Here is a 20,444-nt window from a genome sequence, read left to right on the forward strand (position 1 = left end):
GGTTATTATGCAAAGCTAAGTTCTCCATCTATTTATAAAAGAGATGCTATTATGCTTGCTGAAGTTTGGCGTCCATTTCAGCTGCAGCACGCTTTCCGTCACCCATAGCAAGGATAACGGTTGCTCCTCCACGCGTGATGTCGCCTCCGGCATAAATCATTGGGATAGATGTTTCTTGCTTTTCATCAACCTCAATGGTGCCCCATTTGCTAAGTTGTAGCCCTTCGACAGAATTAGCGAAAATAGGATTAGCAGATACGCCGACCGCTACGATGACTAAGTCAACGTCCATTTTAATTAAAGCGCCTTCGATGGGTACCGGTCTGCGGCGACCTGATGAATCCGGCTCTCCCAATTCCATCTTTTGAAGTATGACGCGACAAACATTTCCTTGGTCATCTGCTTCGTAAGAAACAGGGTTATGCAAGTTCATAAACTGAACGCCTTCGTCTTTAGCTTGGATAATTTCCTCTAAGCCTGCAGGCATTTCTTCTTCACTGCGTCGATAAACGATCGTTGCACTGGCTGCACCTAAGCGAAGTGCTGTGCGCACGGAGTCCATAGCAGTGTTTCCACCGCCGACAACAATAACTTTCTTACCATAAGGAATAGGTGTTTCACTGGACTCCTCTATACCCTTCATTAAGTTAACGCGAGTAAGATACTCATTTGAAGAAAGGATATTGTTATAGTTCTCTCCGGGAATATTCATGAAGTTCGGGCGTCCGGCACCTGTGGCAACGAAAAGACCTTTGAAGCCTTCCTCTTTCAATTGTTCTACAGTGACTGTTTTACCAACAAGGCAATTCTTGACAAACTTAACCCCACTGCGTTCGAGCGTTTCGATTTCGTTGTCAACGATGCGATTAGGTAGGCGATATTCAGGTATACCATATTTTAATACGCCTCCCAATTCATGCAATGCTTCAAATACCGTTACGTCATAGCCGCGTTTGGTCATTTCACCTGCAAAAGACAAGCCTCCAGGACCTGAACCTACAACGCCTATCTTTATATTGCGCTTGACGGCAGGGATAAAGCTCTCCTTTACACCATGCTCGCGTTGATAATCTGCGGCGAAGCGCTCTAAGCCGCCAATAGCTACGGCACGACGCTTGGTCTTTGTATGAATACATTGGCTTTCGCATTACTTCTCTTGCGGACATACGCGCCCACATACGGCCGGTAGCGAACTAATTTCTTTGATGGAAAGGGCAGCTTTGATAAATTCTCCCTTTTCAATCAATTTGATAAATCGAGGAATGTTTACATGGACAGGACATCCTTGTACGCAGCCGGGATTAGGGCAATCTAAGCAGCGCTGTGCTTCTTGAATGGCTTGCTCTTTTGTAAATCCACAGCTTACTTCTTCATTCATTTGACGCGCACGGTAAACAGGATCGAGCAAGGGCATAGCTACGCGCGGCATAGCCATACGTTCTTTTGGCTTAAATTTAGCCAATAATTCTTTGCGCCATTCTGCGTCACGCGAAAGATCATCTTCGGTGAGCGTAACGGCTATACGGTCAGCTTCATCTATTGCAACTTCGTTTACTTTGTCGGTAGTTGTTGCATCTGAAGCTTTTGTTTCCTTTAAATAATGTGCGTAAGCGACCTTTTCTTCTTCTGAATAAGAGTTAAGGCGGTTAATGAGTTCGGGGAAATCAACCTGGTGTCCATCAAAGTCAGGCCCATCCATGCAAACGAACTTCGTGCGCCCATCTATTGTAATACGACAAGCACCACACATACCCATACCATCAACCATAATAGCATTGAGCGCCACGTTCGTAGGTATAGAATGCTCTTTCGTTAGATCGCAAACATATTGCATCATCAGCGGATCGCCTATTGTAAATACCTTGTTTACGGTCTGCTGACGGAAGATTTGATCCAAAGAGGCTATAATCTGTGCTTTTTCTCCATCTTTTCCGTGGTTAGAAGAAAGAATTACTTCGTCAGTTATTGCCTTTATTTCCTGTTCAAGAATAATAGGTTCATTCTCGCGCTCCATTAATACAGCGATGACATGATTGTTTTCGCTTTTCAGAGCAGAAATGATGGGTAGGAGTGAGGCAATTCCTATGCCGCTGCCCACACAAACGACAGTGCCATATTGCTGCACCGGTGTAGGTTTTCCCAAAGGACCTACAATATCTTTAATTTCTTCTCCGCTATTAAGCGCTACAATTTTAGCCGTAGAGACGCCTACGGCTTGAACCACTAAAGTCAGGGTTTCTTGTTTTTTATCAGCAGCAATCACAGACAAAGGAACGCGCGCGCCATCTTCTACGGCACGAGCAATAACAAAATTTCCCGGTCGATGAGCCTTAGCAATGCGAGGCGCCTTCACAATAAATTTAAAGAGGTTCTCAGAGAGTTTCTCTTTTGAAATGATTTGATACATACGGTTAACGATTTGATACGGCGAAGATACAGGAAATGTATGATATAAAAGATATTTTCTCGATTATTTCTGGCTTTTAGCTGATCTTACTTGACAGATTGACGTTGCATAATCGTTGTTTGAATAACTAACTGTGACAAACAGAATAAAAGGGTTGGTTGCTTTTCTCTTGTTTTCTTGGTATAATCCATAGAAATGTTATGAAATAATCGCTGTTTTTGAAAATAAAGATACATTTGCGTAGATGGAATTTGTGGGCATTGAAGATTCATAAACGAGACTTTATGAATAAAATATAAGATGCCTATATTTGAAAATAGGAGTGCAAGAATATGTAGCTATTATCAGAAGACGATTCTATTTTTATCTTATCACGTAGATTCCAGTGGACAATGAAATAATATGCAGGTCATTATGTGTTAGCTACACTTTTTTGCTGATGACCTATATTAAGCTTGGAGGTCATAAGGACAACATATAAACAGATGCTGATTAGATTGTAGAGTAGAAAGCAGTGTAACCATTGTACCATAATTAAGTTTCCGATAGTTTCCGGCAAACTTTGTTGATGTCCTTTCACGAGGGTACGTTTGTCCTTTCACGAAAGTACAATCGTACTTCTATGATGGTACATTCTTTTTCTCACGGATGCACATAAAAACAACAACACATAAATGTTTATATATTGTTGTTGTTTATGCGTTTATACATTTCTATTCCTTGAAAACTATTCTCTTCTTTACTGAGCTTTGATGTATGTTGATTTATCTCCATTATTGTTCGGTAGATTATGGTGGATAGTAAATGCAAGGTGTATTATCAGATGATGAATAGGATTACTCTATAGTCGTAAATGTGGAGTTGTTAATAACGTGATTGGCATAGAAATTTTTAAGCCCTTCATACGCTTGACTAGTATGAAGGGCTATGTTAGAGTAAGAGCTTTGCTATATTGGGTAAGAGGATGCAGGATTTTATCCTAATATAGTGTTCTTATCAAGCAAACGATTTTGGGGAGGCATAATAATTGCCTACTCCCATTCGATAGTTGAGGGTGGTTTTGAGGAGATGTCGTAACAAACTCTATTAACCCCCTTAACCTTACGTATGATGTCGTTGGATACTTTTGCCATAAATTCGTAGGGAAGGCGAGCCCAATCTGCAGTCATTGCATCAGAACTGGTTACTGCACGCAAGGCTACTGCTTGTTCATAAGTACGTTCATCGCCCATAACGCCTACGCTCTTAATAGGTAATAGGATTGTGCCGGCTTGCCATACCAAATCGTAAAGTTCTACTTCATTTCCGTTGTCGTCTTTTACTCTCCAGTCGTGCAAACCTTTTATATAAATGTCGTCAGCCTCTTGCAAGATACTTACTTTTTCAGGTGTAATGTCGCCCAAAATGCGCACAGCCAAACCCGGTCCCGGGAATGGGTGACGCTTGATTAGGTGCTCAGGCATTCCTAATTCGTAGCCCACGCGTCTAACTTCATCCTTAAACAACCATTCGAGCGGTTCACAGAGTTGTAGATTTAACTCTTCGGGCAAGCCGCCTACGTTATGATGGCTCTTGATAGTTTTTCCTGTAATGTTTAGACTCTCGATGCGGTCCGGATAGATCGTGCCTTGTGCCAGCCATTTAGCATCTGTAATTTTTCTCGCCTCTTCTTCAAAGACATCAATAAATCCTTTTCCAATAATCTTGCGCTTTTTTTCGGGATCTGTTACACCGGCCAAATCGTTAAAGAACTTTTCGCCGGCATTTACCCCCAACACGTTTAAGCCTAAGCCTTCATAATCTTTTAAGACGTTAGCATATTCGTTTTTACGAAGCATTCCGTGATCTACAAAAATGCAAGTGAGATTTTTACCGATTGCCTTATTCAGTAATGTGGCACAAACGGAAGAGTCAACGCCACCGCTTAGCCCTAGAATCACTTTGTCGTTGCCCAATTGGCTCTTGAGTTGGGCAACTGTGGACTCAATGAAAGACGCAGGACTCCAATCTTGCTTGCTTCCGCAGATATCGACAGCAAAATTACGCAGCAGCTGTTTGCCTTCTAAAGTGTGAGCTACTTCAGGATGAAACTGAACACCCCAAATCTGTTCGTCTTTTGCCTGAAATGCAGCATTAACAACTTTGTCGGTAGAAGCTATATGATAGAAGTTGTCGGGTAGGGCAGTAATTGTGTCACCATGACTCATCCAAACCTGACTGTCCTTGCTGATATCCTTTAATAAGGGATTATCTTTTTCAGCCAACTGCAAGTTGGCACGGCCATATTCTCTGCAGTCTGCTGATTCCACTTTTCCTCCAAATTGAGATGCAAGAAATTGAGCGCCATAGCAAATACCCAAAATGGGAAAGCGCCCTCTGATGCTGCTTAAATCTAACTTAAAGGCTTGTGGATCATTTACACTGAAGGGAGAGCCGCTAAGAATGACACCAATAACGCCCCTAGTGTCTTTAGGGAATTTGTTGTAAGGAATAACCTCACAGAATGTATCCAATTCGCGTAGCCTGCGACCGATAAGTTGGGTCGTCTGTGAGCCGAAGTCTAAAATGATGATCTTTTGTTGCATCGTTGGGTTAGATTATAATAGGCGCAAAGTTAGTTTTTTTCGTTTAATCGCTTTCTTCTTTCATAAGGAAAATAAAAAATACGCCGGGTAGGCTATGACTTGACTACATCATTTCTAAATATTCAACTCCGCAAAGCCCATCAAAATCCATCACAATATTTTAGTAATATAATTATAATCTGATTTTGTTGAAACTTCGTTGGAATTAAAAAAGGCTCTACTTGAAATTTTACATCGAATGTCGTAATTTTGCCGTATCTAAGCAAAACTATCATCTATGAGTCTACTATATTTGGGCATCTTATTGTTCTTGTTCATACTGGCTATTTGTGATTTGTCTGTAGGAGTCGCGAATGACGCAGTAAACTTTATGAGCCCGGCAGTAGGCGCAAGGGCTGCCAAATTTAAGGTCGTGCTAATTGTAGCTGCAATTGGTATCTTGGTGGGAGCTTCAGCTAGTTCTGGAATGATGGATATAGCCCGACATGGCATTATTAATCCGCTCTATTATACTTTTGATGACGTTATATGCATATTCCTAGCCGTCTCTGCAACAGATATTATCCTTATGGATATATTTAATACGTTAGGAATGCCCACCTCTACTACTGTTTCAATGGTATTTGGTTTGCTTGGAGGTAGTAGTGCATTAGCGTTGAGTAAAATGATGGATAATGCCTATACTTATGCAGACTTGATCAATACAGGAAAAGCCCTGCAGGTAATTATTGGCATATTCTTGTCTGTGGCTATAGCCTTTGTCGTGGGTCTCATCGTTATGTGGATTGCCCGCGTCATCTTTACCTTTAATTATAAAAAGCATTTGCGCTGGAGTATCGCAATCTATGGCGGCTTAGCTATTACTTGTATCTCTTATTTTTTGCTAGTGAGTGGTCTGAAAGGCACAAAACTCCTCGCTTCAGTGGGAATGACGTCAGAGTGGATCAATACACATAATTGGGAAATCCTTATTTACTTATTTGTCGGGGCAACTATCTTGATGGAAATTCTCCATTTATTGAAAGTAAATATATTCCGTATCATCGTCTTATTTGGTACCTTTTCGTTGGCGATGGCTTTTGCCGGCAATGACTTGGTTAACTTTATTGGCGTTCCGCTGTCTGGCTTAGAGTCATATATAGATTTTACTCGACACGGTAGCGATGGCCATACTTATATTATGAGTATTCTTGCCGCTCCTTCCACAGATCCTCTTTTTGTCTCAATGAAGCCGTGGTTTCTTATTGGGGCGGGAATTGTTATGGTTTTGGCTATTAGTATGTCTCAAAAAGCCAGAAAGGTTATTGAAACAAACAATAATTTGGCAAGCCAACAAGAAGGAGAAGAGGTCTTTAGTTCTTCCAAGATCGCAAGAACGATGGTGCGAACTGTGATTAATGCAACATCGACGGTAGATAAAATAATCCCGAAAAAGGTAGAGGCTTGGATAAATACACGTTTCAATGAAGACGAGTCTATTATACCAGAGGGGGCTACTTTTGACTTGGTGAGAGCTTCTGTAAACCTTGTTTTGTCAGGCCTGCTGATTGTTGTTGGTACATCTCTTCAGTTGCCATTGTCTACAACCTATGTGGCCTTTATGGTTGGAATGGGTTCTAGTTTGGCTGATCGCGCTTGGGGAAGAGAAACAGCTGTCTATCGAATTACAGGCGTAATTACTGTTATTGGTGGATGGTTTATTACAGCAGGCGCAGCCTTTATATTGAGCCTATGTATTGCCTCTATAAATCATTCTGCTGGCGTCTTGGGAATTTTGATCGTCATTGGAATCGTAATAGCTGTTATTATTCGTAACAATAGAGCCTTCAAAAAGAAGCAGTCAAGTGAAGATGTCGACTTAATCTTCCGTCGTTTGGCAAAATCTCATAATAAACAAGAGGTCTGGGAACTTTTATCTTCTCATGTATTGAGAATGCAGGGGGACTTTACAGAGTCCATAAGGGAGATCTTTAGAAATATAACTAATGGTGTAATGCATGAGAATATTCGCCAATTACGTCAGGCATCGCACGACTTGGAAAATTTGAAAAATAAGTGGAAAAGGTATAGACGCAAGGAAATTTTAGGCATGCGTAAGATTGACTATTTGTTAGCTGTAGAAAAGAATACTTGGTTTCACCTTGGCAGTAACAATATGACGCAAATTATCTATAGCTTAAAACGTATGCTAGATCCTGCTTTGGAGCATGTTGATAATAATTTCTCCCCTCTATCAAAAGAGGTAATCGATGAGTTTATTCCGATTTGTAATGATACAGATCTATTATTAGAAAGTATATTACAGATGGTGAAGTCGAATGACTTTAAGGGGTCTGATAAAACCCTAGTTGAAGGAAATGCTCTAAAAAGTCGCCTTTCTCAAATTCGTCATACACAACAAGACCACTTGCAGAGAGAAGAAAATAATATACGTGCAGCATTGTTATATCTGAATATGCTTGACGAAACACAGGAATTGATCTCTATGATGCGCCATTTATTGCGAGCAGCTAAGAGGTTTCAACAATAAGGATGAAAATAGGAATCGTCGGATCTGGAAATGTAGCCTCGCATCTTACCCGAGCTCTAATACAGGCGGGTTATTCTATTGCTGGAGTATGCAGTAGAAAGCTTTCTCATGCAGAGGCTCTAATAGAAGAAATAGATAGCTTGACGCAAACGGCAATAGCAACAGATCGTATAGAGAACTTATTACCGACTGATATCTTAATCTTAGCTATCAATGATGATTCTATACAAGATATTGCTCAAGTTCTTGGGAAGATAGCTCCAAAGAGTTATGTGTTTCATACATCTGGGAGCACTTCTCTTAAAGTGCTCAGTGAATACTTACCACATTGTGGCGTATTATATCCACTGCAAACGTTTTCAAAAGATAGAAAAATAGATTTCTCATCTGTTCCTTTGTTTATTGAGGCTTCAGACGGGCCGACACAGGAACTCTTGCGTAGTATTGCGTTAAGTTTAAGTAAGCGAGTTATAGAAATGGATTCAGAGCAGCGTAAACGAATGCACTTAGCTGCTGTCTTTGCTTGTAATTTCGTAAATCATTGCTATGTTTTAGCTGAACAAGAAATGAATAAATGTGGCCTAGATTTTGAGATCCTCTTACCACTTATAGATGAAACGACATCAAAAGTACATACACTATCTCCGCGCCAAGCTCAAACTGGCCCAGCTGTCCGTAATGATAAGCGCATAATTAATCTCCAGAAATCCCTTCTAGGACAGTCAGAGCAAGATATTTACCAGTTATTGAGTGATAACATTCAACGTATACGTTATGATAAACTTCGACCTCGCAAAAATTAAAGCATTAGCTTTTGATATAGATGGAGTTCTCAGCACGAATATTGTGCGGATGGAAAATGATGGAGCTGGACTTATGCGCACTGCTAATATAAAAGATGGCTATGCATTGCAGCTGGCTGTCAAATGTGGCTTACAATTGGCTATCGTTACCGGGGGTAATAGTGAGGCGATAAGGAATCGTTATGAGCAGCTTGGAGTTCAGCACATATTCCAACGCGCAGCGGTAAAAATTAACGTATTCCGTGATTGGTGTGCGCAAATAGAAGTACAACCTCAAGATGTTTTATATATGGGAGATGACATCCCAGACTTTGAAGTGATGAAAGAGTGTGGGCTACCTGTGTGCCCAGCGGATGCTGCTGCAGAAATTAAAGCCATCGCTACTTATGTTAGTCATCTTCCTGGCGGATGTGGATGCGTTAGAGATGTAATAGAGCAAGTATTAAAAGCACAAAACCATTGGATGAGCTCTGCTCGAGCCTTCGGATGGTAATACAGAACCATATAAAATGAAACAACAATGCTAGAGAATTTAAAACGCTACAATGTGATTTTGGCGAGTAATTCACCAAGACGAAAGGAGCTGCTTACGCGTTTAGGCGTATCCTTTAAGGTTCGCACTCTTTTAGGAATCGACGAGCGTTATCCGTCTTCCTTGAGAGCGGAAGAAATTGCAGAATACGTCTCACGTAAAAAAGCTGCAGGCTATCGCTCTTATATGGCAAACAATGAACTCTTGATTTGTGCCGATACCATTGTTGTATTAGGTAATGAAATCTTGGGAAAACCCCGTGATGTTGAAGAAGCCTCAGCAACTTTACGAAAACTTTCCGGTCGAACTCACCAAGTTATTACTGGAGTAACCGTACAGACTGACCTTCGTATAGAAAGTTTTACGGCGATGAGTAAGGTTACTTTTGGCGAGATAACAGATGAAGAGATCGATTACTACATTAGCAATTATCTGCCGCTTGACAAGGCTGGCTCTTATGGTATTCAAGACTGGATAGGTATGATTTCTGTAGAACATTTAGAGGGAAGTTATTTTAACGTAGTCGGACTTCCCACCCATAAGCTCTACCAATTATTGAAAACCTTCTAAGGTCTACCTCAACAGTAAGCAGTAGCCTTATATATATGGTATATTTAAGCTAGCCAATTTTACAAGGAAGAGATCTTGCCTTTAGAAAGCGAATAGCCCTTCTTTCATTTCTGCTGAACGGAGATGAAAGAAGGACTATTTGTGTTCAATGAATGCTTTATAAGTTTCACCATGGGGAGCAAAACTAGACTAGTTTCTCGAATCTTTTACAAGGATATTTGTAGATGATTCAAATTATTTATCTTGACTAGTGGCTAACCTTAAAAAATATACCTATATTTGCCAAGGTCGTTAAATCCAATATTCGTGTCACATCAAACCTAAACCACCATTATAAACATTTTACTTATGAGAAATCTATTATTTCTGGCGAGAGTAGTCGTCGTGTCTTTCATCGTTTCGCTGCAGCTTTACGCACAGCCTTATCCTACCACATCCTATCAACTTGACGAAGAAGGTAAAACCATCGTAAAATGGCTTGGCTCTGAAGCCGAACTTAATCTGTCAAGTGATCCTGCATTTTCGGCAATAGAAACGATTGGCTCAAAAGCTTTTGCCAATTGTCGCAACTTAAAAACAATTATATTACCAGAGAAAACCACTAACATCGAGGGTGGTGCTTTTTATGATTGCAATGAACTCGCGGAAATCACTTGGGGCAATGCTCTTGTGTCGATTGGCGAGGATGCCTTCTTTGCTTGTAAAAGATTAAAGAAGGTTGATTTGAAATCTGTGCAAAACATAGGTAATACAGCCTTTAGCGGTTGTGCTGCATTAGAGGAAATCTTTATCCCTAAAACTCTTGAAGAGTTAGGATATTCTGCATTCTATAATTGTAGGTCAATAAAGGCTTTTAGGGTGGACAAAGAAAATGAATATTTTACTTCATATCTGGAAGTCCTCTTTGACAAGAACTTAAGCTACCTTTTGGCTTACCCGAGAGCGAAAGTCGGATCAGAATATGTAGTTCCGCCTACAGTTACTGTTATTGCCGGTAGGGCGTTTGATAACTGCACACAGTTGCAAACTCTAACGCTTTCTCCGCGACTTTCAATGATTGGTAAGAACGCATTGTTTAAATGTAAAGGGCTAAAGAAGATTAGTATTCGCTCTTCAATCATACCAGAGTTACAGGGCGACGCGCCACTTAACGGAATAGACTTAGAAAACTGCCACCTGTTTGTACCTGAAGAAGCAATCAATGCTTATCGAGAGGATGAGGTTTGGAAAAAATTTGTACATATTGAGGCTCTGCCGGCTGTAACCGGCATTCCGGAAGATAGCTATTTGCTAGATGAGACGGGAAAAACCCTACTGCGTTGGTTAGGAGGTGAAACTGAAATTGATATGGCTGCAGATACAAGGCTTTCACAAGTAGAAACGATTGCTGCAGAGGCTTTCACCGTAAGGGGTGATCACCATACAGCCAATACAGTGTTGGAAAGATTAAAGACCTCCCCTCAATTGCGCAAGATCGAGTCTGTTGGTCTGTGGTGTATCGCTTTACAAGAGATAGAGTTGTCTGAGGGTTTAGAGGAGCTTGAAACTTGCGCTTTTTCCGGAGGAATGTTTGTGAAGACACTCAAACTACCAGCATCACTAAAGCGCGTTGCTGGTGTACCTTTCTTTAATTTTTATGATCTAGAATCAATAGAGTTGGCAGCAGGTAGCCAAGTGTTTACTTTAATAAGTGATATGCTGGTTGAGAAAGCGACAAATCGTCTCATTTTTACGCCGCAGCATCGCAACAGGTTTACGATAAATGTCCCTAAAGGCGTTCAGATTATAGGCCAAGATGCATTCTCTGACAACAACTTCATTTGCAATGTAATGATTCCTGAAGGAGTAACCACACTTGAGTCGACTTGCTTCTTAGGCTGTGACCAACTGGCGAGAGTAGATCTACCTGCCAGCTTGACAAAGATAGACTTCCGAGCTTTTGCTCGTTCTAGTGCACTGGATACCGTCATTGTGCGGGCAACGACACCCCCAACATTAGTGATTGGAGACGGAGGACAGACACCCTTTGATCGCATTGGCGATGAGGCTGTCTTATGGGTGCCTCAAGCGGCCTTGGATAGCTATCGTAACAATGAAACTTGGAGTGAACTGTTCACTGAGATACGCCCCTTGGAAGATCTATTTTTACAGGTTGTTCAGCCTACGAATCAGTCGGAAAATATTATACTCAAAGAGCACGTGCTGACCGTAAAAGCTGAGGGAAATATTGTTGTCTATAATAGTGCTGGTATCATTCTAAGTAGAGCAAAGGGTACATTAAGCATACAACTTCCTCAACAGGGTGGGGTATATTTGCTGAGTATTAACGGCCGCGTCACCAAGATTTTGGATATATAACACTAGTCGTTGAAAATCTCGATATCAAAACAATCGCGATAGTCACGAAAAACAGGATAGAAAGTTTCTCTAGCTATCGCGATTCATATTAGTTATTATATAAGAGATCCTCCATATAGAATAGATCATAGGCTCACACGTAACTATGATGAATAAACAGTAGAAATTCAATATGTAAATTTAGAATTGGAGTTGCAAGTCCTAATATCGCTTCCTCAATACTTTGCTTAAGAGCATTCTTTTCGTGATAATAGATTTGTCCTTCCACGATGGTACAAACGTACTATCGTGATGAGAAGTTTGTACTCTCCTGAAAGGAAACAAAGCAAATATGAGGACCATTTTTTATATTGGTATATTGATGGACAGAAAAAAGCACTAAGTTTGGCGCAACAAGATTCCAAACTTTTCTGATAGATACATCTCTAAATCTTGTATGATTTTCGACTCCAAACTTGTATAACAAATAAAAAATAGAGTAGGGCCTGATTTCGTTTATAACTACATTATTCCTCTTGTTCCGAAATGAACATTGGCAAGTAAAATGTATAGAATGATATATAACCGATATTCGCGATCTCTTTTACAGTCAATTACAACCGTAGAAAAGTCGTGGTATTAAAAAGTCGAAAAGCTACAATAGAATCTGTTTATTTACTTTTTTGCAATGCACACTTGTTATAGGATTGTGAGTGAATTCTGTTTTTTTAACACTAAAAAGAGAAAAAAGGCTTGTGATATTGTTGTGTTCATTTTTTTCCTTGTAACTTTGCTCAAAACACGAGCCTATACGCTTTATGCAAGAAAAACATACAGACATCAATCGAATGATAGAGTCAGGAGAAGTTGAACTCGCTTTAGCTCGACTCGCTGTGGAACTAAAACAAACTTCGGAAGATGCATTTTTGTATTATTTGAGTGGAAAAGCACAAATGAAATTGGGAAATTGGGGAAAAGCAATCTCTGACTTCCTACACTCCGAACAGTTGGATGAGGATTCGCCCGCTGTTGAGTCTCGCAAGATGCTCGAAGACATTATGCAGTTTTACAACAAAGATATGTATAATCAATAATCACTTAACATAACAATTATGGGTAAAATTAGAGGAGCCGTCGTCATAGACGAAGAGCGCTGTAAGGGATGCAGCTTATGCATTGTAGCTTGTCCCGTAAAATGCTTATCCTTGGTTGCTGGAGAAGTTAACCACAAAGGCTACGCATTTTGTCAGCAAACAAATTGGGAAATTTGTACAGGTTGCACAAGTTGCGCTGTTGTATGTCCCGATGGATGTATTACTGTTTATAGAAAAAAGGAGGATTGATTTATGGAAGACAATAGCAATGTAGTCTTAATGAAGGGTAATGAGGCCATAGCACACGCAGCTATTCGCTGTGGTTGTGATGGCTACTTCGGATACCCGATTACACCGCAATCGGAAGTATTGGAAACGCTAGCACAATTAAAGCCTTGGGAAACGACAGGAATGGTGGTTTTGCAAGCTGAAAGCGAAATCGCATCAATTAACATGCTTTATGGTGGCGGAGGTACTGGTAAAAAAGTATTGACCTCGTCTTCTAGTCCTGGTGTCGCCTTGATGCAAGAGGGTATAACCTATATGGCTGGTGCTGAAGTGCCTTGCGTTATCGTTAGTGTACAACGTGGCGGTCCGGGTCTTGGTACTATCCAACCTTCACAGAGCGACTATAATCAATCTACTCGCGGTGGTGGTAATGGTGACTATAATACAATAGTGTTAGCTCCTAACTCAGTACAGGAGATGGCCGACTTCGTAGACTTAGCATTTACCTTGGCATTCCGCTATCGTAATCCGGCTATGATCCTCTCTGATGGTGTGATTGGCCAAATGATGGAGAAAGTTGTACTTCCTCCGCAAAAGCCGCGTCGAACAGAAGAGGAAATTGCCAAAGAGTGCCCTTGGGCTGCTAATGGGCACGGTTTGAAGAGCAGAAAACCAAACTATATTACCTCACTCGAGTTGGATTCTGCCGTTATGGAGCAACGCAATATTGCACTCCAAAAGAAATACGCAGAATGCGCAGAAAAAGAAGTTCGTTATGAGGAGATCCAATGTGATGATGCAGAATATTTAATCGTTGCATTTGGTTCAGCGTCTCGTATCTCTCGTAAGGCTATGGATATGTTGCGTGCTCAAGGTGTTAAGGTTGGCTTATTCCGCCCGATTACACTTTGGCCTTTCCCGACAAAGCGTTTAAAAGAACTCAGCAAACGAGTTAAAGGTATGCTCGTTATGGAAATAAACGCTGGCCAAATGGTGTTTGACGTACGCGCAGCTGTTGAATATTCTATTCCTGTAGAACATTTCGGACGTCTTGGTGGTATTGTTCCTAGTCCGGACGAAATCGTAGATGCAGTTAATAAGATGCGAAAATAAAATGTTGACAGAAAAAGACAAGGAATTCTTGGAGTGCTTGAATCAAACAGCAGAGAAAGAGGAGAATGCTGCAGGAATAAAAAGTGGGAAATTACTCCATATTCGGAATATCCTAAATGCTATATTCATCTTATTGGCGATTATAGCTATGGTTGGTATTCTGATTTCAAAAACTCACACTTACCTTGTCTGGAGCTATGGCGTTGGAATTTTAGCTGTTTTAATAAAAATGGCAGAAGTCGTTTTACGTTATCCTTCAATGATACGAAATTCGAATGATGTAAAAAATCGCCGCCGCTCCCATTAAATAAAAAAAATCATGACAAAAGAAGAAATATTGCAGCCACAAAATATGGTCGCTCAAAAGCCGGAGCTGATGAACGACGTAACAATGCACTACTGCCCAGGCTGCTCGCATGGCGTTGTCCATAAATTGGTGGCAGAAGTAATTGCGGAAATGGGCATGGAAGAAAAGACGATAGGTATTAGTCCTGTAGGTTGTGCGGTCTTTGCCTATCGCTATATAGATATTGACTGGCAGGAGTCTGCACACGGTAGAGCTCCCGCATTAGCAACTGCTTGTAAACGTTTATGGCCGGATCGTTTGGTGTTCACTTATCAAGGCGACGGCGACATGGCTTGTATTGGTACTGCCGAAACAATCCACGCGCTTAATCGCGGTGAAAATATAACCATTATTTTCGTCAACAATGCTATTTATGGTATGACTGGTGGCCAAATGGCACCAACGACTTTAGTGGGAATGAAAACTGCAACTTGCCCCTATGGCCGCGATCCTCAATTGCATGGATATCCCCTGAGAATTTCTGATATTGCAGCTCAATTGGAAGGAACGGCTTACGTTACACGTCAGAGTGTAGAAACGGTGGCTGCTGTCCGCAAAGCCAAGAAAGCGTTGAGAAAAGCTTTTGAAAACTCAATGAATGGTAAGGGCTCTAATCTCGTCGAATTTGTTGCTACTTGCTCTTCTGGTTGGAAAATGACTCCCACAAATGCCAATAAATGGATGGAAGAGAATATGTGCGAATATTACAAACTTGGCGATCTTAAGGTTAAGGAATAAAAGAATAGACAATTATGACACAAGAAATAATTATCTCCGGCTTTGGTGGCCAAGGCGTGTTGTCAATGGGCAAAATCTTAGCTTATGCCGGTTTGATGGAAGGAAAAGAAGTAAGTTGGATGCCTGCATATGGTCCGGAACAACGTGGAGGAACTGCGAATGTTACAGTTATTGTAAGTGACAATCCAATATCTTCTCCCATTTTAAGTGAGTACGATACGGCTATTCTCCTCAATCAACCTTCGCTTGAAAAGTTTGAAAGTAAGATAAAGCCAGGTGGGACTATTATTTATGATAGCTTTGGCATTATCAAGAAACCAACACGTACAGATATCAATATCTATTGTATTGATGCAATGAATACAGCGGCTGAGTTGAAAATGATGAAGACATTTAATATGATTGTCCTTGGTGGATTGCTGAAAATACATCCGATTGTTCAGTTGGAAGGTGTAATGAAGGCTCTGAAGAAGACTCTTCCCGAACGTCACTGGCATCTTTTGCCAACAAATGAACAAGCCATTTTGAAGGGAATGGAAATTATTAAGCCACAAGATAAACAATAAACTCTTGCGCCTGTAGATATGTCTCTACAGGCGCAAATCTTACAAATAAAATTATGAGTAGTAGAAGAAAGCTGAAAAAGGACATCAAAAAGGCCTTCGGGGAGCTTTTCGCTGATTGCGTAACATTAAATATGTGTCATCAAGCAGATGAAAAGAAGATAGCAGAGCTAATGACTCAGACATTATCCACTTATTCAGATTTGGTTTCTCGCATCAGCCATACAGAAAAAGGTCGCGAACGCGCATTCTATCATAAGCTTCGTGAAGAGTTTGTTATAGCGTTTAATAAGATTTCTGAGGAAATCGTAAAGGCGTAGCAACAGCATCTAAACAAGCAACAGCCAATTATCTTTGTCTAAGAGATAATATACGACGATAAAGATATATTGGGATTGAATATTTATCTTTGTGGCAGTTCGTAATGATTAAAGGTTGAGGACTTAGCCATAATATTATCTTGGTTGAATGATTTTAAATTATATAACAATGAATACAACAATAGGATTGGCTTGTGATCACGCAGGTTTTGAACTTAAGCAGTTTGTAATACAATACCTCGAGAAAAAAGGTATATCTTACAAAGATTATGGAACTTATAGTACGATGAGCTGTGATTATCCTGACTTCGCTCATGCTTTAGCAGAAGGCATAGAGCAGGGGGAAGTTGAAAAAGGAATAGCCATCTGTGGTTCAGGAGAAGGTATTTCTATGACCTTAAATAAGCACCAATCTATTCGTGCAGCCCTTGCATGGAATGAAGAGGTCGCAGGTCTTTGCAGACAGCATAATGATGCAAATGTGCTGTGTATGCCGGGGCGTTTTATAGACAATAAAACAGCAGAAAAGGTTATGGATAAGTTCTTTAGTACACCTTTTGAAGGGGGAAGACACGAGCGTCGCATCAATAAAATACCACTGAAACCCTAAAAACCGCTTATCACATTTCCATAAACCATTTGTAAATTATATCTTTGCACTCGCTTTCAAAAGAAGTTTAACTAATTATTAAGTTCAGAAGATGACTAAAGCTGATATTGTCAATGAGATAGCAAAGAAAACCGGAATAGACCGTGTTACTGTTCTAACGACCGTCGAGGCCTTTATGAATAGTGTAAAGGATTCATTGGATAGAGAGCAAAATGTGTATTTGAGAGGGTTTGGTAGTTTTATCTTGAAGAAAAGAGCAGAAAAGACAGCTCGCAATATTTCAAAGAATACTACATTGATCATTCCCGAGCATAACATTCCAGCCTTTAAGCCGGCTAAATCATTTTTGCAATCTATTTCCAAGCTCAAAGGGTGATATGGATTAGATAATTCACAGTTATTCAACACTAAAATATAAGAACTATGCCAAGCGGAAAAAAGAAAAAAAGACACAAGATGTCAACGCATAAGCGCAAGAAAAGACTGAGAAAGAACAGACATAAGAGCAAATAAGCTCTCTGTACTTTCTGAATTGGGAATTGAAAAATTGGAAACGAATTTGAGGAGAAACCGAAAATACGGCCTATTTCTCAATTCTCAATTCTCATTTAAATCATCCAATCTAAAGACTTTAACTGACTATTTCATATCGTTTTTTCTTTATGTAGATTGGAGGAGTAATTAATTATTTTATGACAAGCGAAGTAATAGTAAATGTACAGCCGAAGGAAATTTCTATTGCTCTTCTTGAGGACAAACGTCTTGTAGAGTTCCAACAGGAGGGTAAAGAAGAAAGTTTCTCAGTAGGCAACATCTACCTGGCTAAGGTAAAAAAAATAATGCCGGGTTTAAATGCTTGCTTCGTGAACGTTGGACATGAGCGGGATGCTTTTCTACACTATTTAGATCTAGGGATTCATTACCGTTCATTTGAAAAGTATCTGCAACTTATTCAGGATGGAAAGAAAGGAAATCTTCCCCTGACAAAAGCATCCGGACAATCAGATTTAGAAAAAGACGGAAGTATACAGAACACACTAAAGCAAGGTCAAGAAGTACTTGTACAAATAGCTAAAGAGCCTATTTCAACAAAAGGACCTCGCCTTACTTGTGAAATCTCTTTTGCAGGACGTTTTATTGTTTTAATACCTTTCTGCGATAAGATTTCTGTCTCTACTAAAATTAAGAGTGCGCAGGAACGTGCGAGATTGAAGCAATTAATATCCAGCATTAAGCCGAAAGGATTTGGTTGCATCATTCGTACAGTAGCTGAAGGCAAGAGAGTCGCAGAGTTGGACTTGGAGTTGAAGACCTTACTGAAGCGATGGACTGATGCTATAGCAAAGATTCAAAAGAACAAGGCGCTGACACAGCCAAAGTTTCCTTTGCTTTGTTATGAAGAAACGAGCCGAACGGTAGCTCTCTTAAGAGACTTATTCAATCCCTCTTACGAAAATATCTATGTTGACGATGAAAGCGTCTATAAGGATGTACAAGATTATGTTAGGCTTATAGCCCCTGATCGCCAACAAATTGTAAAGTTATACAAAGGTAAGGTTCCTATCTTTGATAACTTTTCTGTAACAAAACAAATTAAGACTTCATTCGGTCGCACTATCACTTATAAGCATGGCGCTTATCTTATTATTGAACATACTGAAGCGCTTCACGTGGTTGATGTGAATAGTGGTAACCGATCAAAGAGTCCTGAGGGGCAGGAAGTAAACGCGTTAGACGTTAACCTTGGTGCGGCTGATGAACTAGCACGCCAATTGCGCTTGCGTGATATGGGAGGTATCATTGTCGTTGACTTTATAGATATGAATTTGGCTGAAAATCGCCAAAAGCTTTATGAGCGAATGGTCGAAAACATGAAAAAAGACCGAGCTCGCCACAATATTCTCCCGCTAAGCAAATTCGGCCTCATGCAAATCACACGCCAGCGCGTACGCCCTGCTATGGACGTAAAAGTAGAAGAGTCTTGTCCAACTTGTGGAGGGACCGGAAAGATTAAGTCAAGTCTTCTATTTACAGATGCTTTGGAAGGGAAGATCCAAATGCTTGCAGATAAATTAAATTATAGAAAAATCCGACTTCACGTGCATCCTTTTGTTGCCGCCTACTTGGATAAAGGTCTATTATCTTTACGTCGGAAATGGCAACTTAGGCACAAAATCAACATTCAGGTCATTCCAAATCAAAAGCTCTCTTATCTTCAATACCTTTTCTATGATAGAGATGGGCAAGAGATTGATATGCGAGAGGAAAATGAAATGCAATAATGACCAATGGTATAAAAGATAGCTCTAAGGATTTCTTACGAGCTATCTTTTTTCTTGTTATTACTCAGCTGTTATTATTTTTTCTTTACTGCCACAATTTATTATCAACAATCACTCTTTGGCAGGAAATGTAAATACGTAAAGTTTAGAGTTGGAAACTGCTCTGGGAATTAGCAAAATCTAATTACTGGCAGTTTATAATGCAACTTTTGCGCACCAAATCATATTTATTACTTGTACCTTCGTGATAGTACTTTTGTCCCCCCGCGGAAGTATAAGCATACTCTCACGAGGGGACAAAAGTATCATCACAGTAGAAAATTGCAGTAATCAGATTTTTTTAACTGAAGATGCTACAAAGCTTTTGAATTTTTGATCATACAGTTGGACTATTGCATTTTTCTGAAAACTGTTGGCTGATTTTTTGGGGATAATCAGTTTACATCAAGTGTTTAACTTGCTCGTGATGTGTAGCTGTGAGTTAGTCTTCTGCATAATGGCGGATTGCCTCAAGCGTTTCTACGCGTACAGGAACTAAAGGTAGGCGTACGACGTTGTCAGCTTTACCTTGAATGTAGAGAAGCCCCTTAATGCCGGATGGATTTCCGTCTACGGACATTAACTTATACAACCTACGAAATTGTCGATGCTGACTGAGCGCAGAAGTATAGTCACCCGCTTGTGCAGCATGGACCATTGCGCCAAATTCTTCTGGATAAGCATTGCCAATAACCGAGATAACGCCTTTGGCCCCAATGGTGAGGAGTTCAAAAGTAATGGCATCGTCTCCACTAAATACATCAAAACCATCGGGAGCGTATTCTACGATTTCCTCTATTTGAGTGATGATGCCGCTGGCTTCTTTTATGGCTACAATATTTGGGCAGTCGTTAGCTAAGCGCAGCGTTGTTGCTGCTTGCAGATTGACGCCGGTTCGCCCGGGGATGTTATATAGGATAATCGGGAGTGGACTTTCTTCGCTGATTTTTTTAAAGTGTTGATACAATCCCTCTTGCGTGGGTTTGTTATAAAAGGGACAGACCATCAATAGTCCGCTAAAGCCTTCAAAATTATCTTCTCTCAGTTGGCGGCAAACGGCTTGCGTGGAATTATTTCCGGCTCCAAGCAGGAGTGGTACGCGCTCTTGATTGACTTCAACAACGACACGTCGTATCTCTAATTTTTCTTCTTCGGTTAGCGTAGGCGTTTCGGCTGTCGTCCCTAAGACGCAGATAAAATCGACTCCACCGACAATAATATTATCTACCAAGGAACGTAATGCAACAAAGTCTATGCTGCCGTCCGAATTGAACGGAGTAGCCAATGCTACTCCAAAGCCTTGGAAAGGATTGCTTCTATTCATATTTTTCTTGTTTTTATGCTGTA

At 40.4% G+C, this 20,444-nt stretch carries 17 protein-coding genes and 1 pseudogene; 15 read left to right on the forward strand and 3 right to left on the reverse strand.

The window, feature by feature from the left end; all coding sequences use genetic code 11:
- Window positions 1-49 precede the first annotated feature (49 nt).
- Both GCWU000325_RS06395 and guaA read right to left on the reverse strand, forming a co-directional pair.
- Window positions 50-2,407 (reverse strand): annotated as a pseudogene (locus GCWU000325_RS06395) (bifunctional dihydroorotate dehydrogenase B NAD binding subunit/NADPH-dependent glutamate synthase).
- A 1,031-nt stretch (window positions 2,408-3,438) separates the two neighbouring features.
- Complete coding sequence (guaA, locus tag GCWU000325_RS06400) at window positions 3,439-4,992, reverse strand: glutamine-hydrolyzing GMP synthase (RefSeq protein ID WP_006255492.1); 1,554 nt, start codon at window positions 4,990-4,992, stop codon at window positions 3,439-3,441.
- Window positions 4,993-5,269: 277 nt separating this feature from the next.
- Between guaA and GCWU000325_RS06405 the strand changes: the two genes are divergently transcribed.
- From GCWU000325_RS06405 to GCWU000325_RS06470, 15 genes are all read left to right on the forward strand, one after another.
- A complete protein-coding gene (locus GCWU000325_RS06405; RefSeq protein ID WP_006255493.1) occupies window positions 5,270-7,522 on the forward strand; it encodes an inorganic phosphate transporter in 2,253 nt (750 codons plus the stop codon).
- 2 nt (window positions 7,523-7,524) lie between these two features.
- Window positions 7,525-8,325, forward strand: coding sequence for a Rossmann-like and DUF2520 domain-containing protein (locus GCWU000325_RS06410; protein WP_006255495.1), 801 nt, complete (start codon window positions 7,525-7,527; stop codon window positions 8,323-8,325).
- Window positions 8,297-8,818: a KdsC family phosphatase gene (locus GCWU000325_RS06415; RefSeq protein ID WP_006255496.1), complete on the forward strand. Its 522-nt coding sequence runs from the start codon at window positions 8,297-8,299 to the stop codon at window positions 8,816-8,818. Before GCWU000325_RS06410 ends, GCWU000325_RS06415 begins: the two co-directional genes overlap by 29 nt.
- Before the next feature lie 27 nt (window positions 8,819-8,845).
- Complete coding sequence (locus GCWU000325_RS06420; RefSeq protein ID WP_006255497.1) at window positions 8,846-9,427, forward strand: Maf family nucleotide pyrophosphatase; 582 nt, start codon at window positions 8,846-8,848, stop codon at window positions 9,425-9,427.
- A gap of 348 nt (window positions 9,428-9,775) precedes the next feature.
- Window positions 9,776-11,785, forward strand: coding sequence for a leucine-rich repeat domain-containing protein (locus GCWU000325_RS06425; RefSeq protein WP_006255498.1), 2,010 nt, complete (start codon window positions 9,776-9,778; stop codon window positions 11,783-11,785).
- Between the two features lie 797 nt (window positions 11,786-12,582).
- The gene (locus GCWU000325_RS06430) at window positions 12,583-12,858 is read left to right on the forward strand and encodes a tetratricopeptide repeat protein (RefSeq protein WP_006255501.1); all 276 of its coding nucleotides are present in this window, start codon (window positions 12,583-12,585) and stop codon (window positions 12,856-12,858) included.
- An 18-nt stretch (window positions 12,859-12,876) separates the two neighbouring features.
- The gene (locus tag GCWU000325_RS11535; RefSeq protein WP_083787992.1) at window positions 12,877-13,107 is read left to right on the forward strand and encodes a 4Fe-4S dicluster domain-containing protein; all 231 of its coding nucleotides are present in this window, start codon (window positions 12,877-12,879) and stop codon (window positions 13,105-13,107) included.
- 3 nt (window positions 13,108-13,110) lie between these two features.
- Window positions 13,111-14,199, forward strand: coding sequence for a 3-methyl-2-oxobutanoate dehydrogenase subunit VorB (locus tag GCWU000325_RS06435; protein WP_006255503.1), 1,089 nt, complete (start codon window positions 13,111-13,113; stop codon window positions 14,197-14,199).
- Window position 14,200: 1 nt separating this feature from the next.
- Window positions 14,201-14,506: a hypothetical protein gene (locus tag GCWU000325_RS06440; protein ID WP_154646617.1), complete on the forward strand. Its 306-nt coding sequence runs from the start codon at window positions 14,201-14,203 to the stop codon at window positions 14,504-14,506.
- Between the two features lie 12 nt (window positions 14,507-14,518).
- Window positions 14,519-15,283: a thiamine pyrophosphate-dependent enzyme gene (locus GCWU000325_RS06445; protein WP_006255505.1), complete on the forward strand. Its 765-nt coding sequence runs from the start codon at window positions 14,519-14,521 to the stop codon at window positions 15,281-15,283.
- A 14-nt stretch (window positions 15,284-15,297) separates the two neighbouring features.
- Window positions 15,298-15,849 (forward strand): 2-oxoacid:acceptor oxidoreductase family protein, encoded by a 552-nt coding sequence (locus GCWU000325_RS06450; RefSeq protein ID WP_006255506.1) that lies wholly within the window; start codon window positions 15,298-15,300, stop codon window positions 15,847-15,849.
- Window positions 15,850-15,902: 53 nt separating this feature from the next.
- Window positions 15,903-16,166, forward strand: coding sequence for a hypothetical protein (locus tag GCWU000325_RS06455; RefSeq protein ID WP_006255507.1), 264 nt, complete (start codon window positions 15,903-15,905; stop codon window positions 16,164-16,166).
- A gap of 169 nt (window positions 16,167-16,335) precedes the next feature.
- Entirely contained in the window at window positions 16,336-16,776 is a 441-nt protein-coding gene (gene rpiB / locus GCWU000325_RS06460) for a ribose 5-phosphate isomerase B (protein WP_040599669.1), read from the forward strand.
- A 91-nt stretch (window positions 16,777-16,867) separates the two neighbouring features.
- Entirely contained in the window at window positions 16,868-17,152 is a 285-nt protein-coding gene (locus GCWU000325_RS06465; RefSeq protein WP_006255509.1) for an HU family DNA-binding protein, read from the forward strand.
- Window positions 17,153-17,468: 316 nt separating this feature from the next.
- Window positions 17,469-19,058, forward strand: coding sequence for an Rne/Rng family ribonuclease (locus GCWU000325_RS06470; protein ID WP_006255510.1), 1,590 nt, complete (start codon window positions 17,469-17,471; stop codon window positions 19,056-19,058).
- A gap of 481 nt (window positions 19,059-19,539) precedes the next feature.
- Here the strand turns inward: GCWU000325_RS06470 and dapA are convergent, their stop codons facing one another.
- Window positions 19,540-20,421: a 4-hydroxy-tetrahydrodipicolinate synthase gene (dapA, locus tag GCWU000325_RS06475; protein WP_006255511.1), complete on the reverse strand. Its 882-nt coding sequence runs from the start codon at window positions 20,419-20,421 to the stop codon at window positions 19,540-19,542.
- Between the last annotated feature and the right edge of the window lie 23 nt (window positions 20,422-20,444).

Source organism: Alloprevotella tannerae ATCC 51259 (assembly GCF_000159995.1).
Classification (GTDB): Bacteria; Bacteroidota; Bacteroidia; order Bacteroidales; family Bacteroidaceae; genus Alloprevotella; species Alloprevotella tannerae.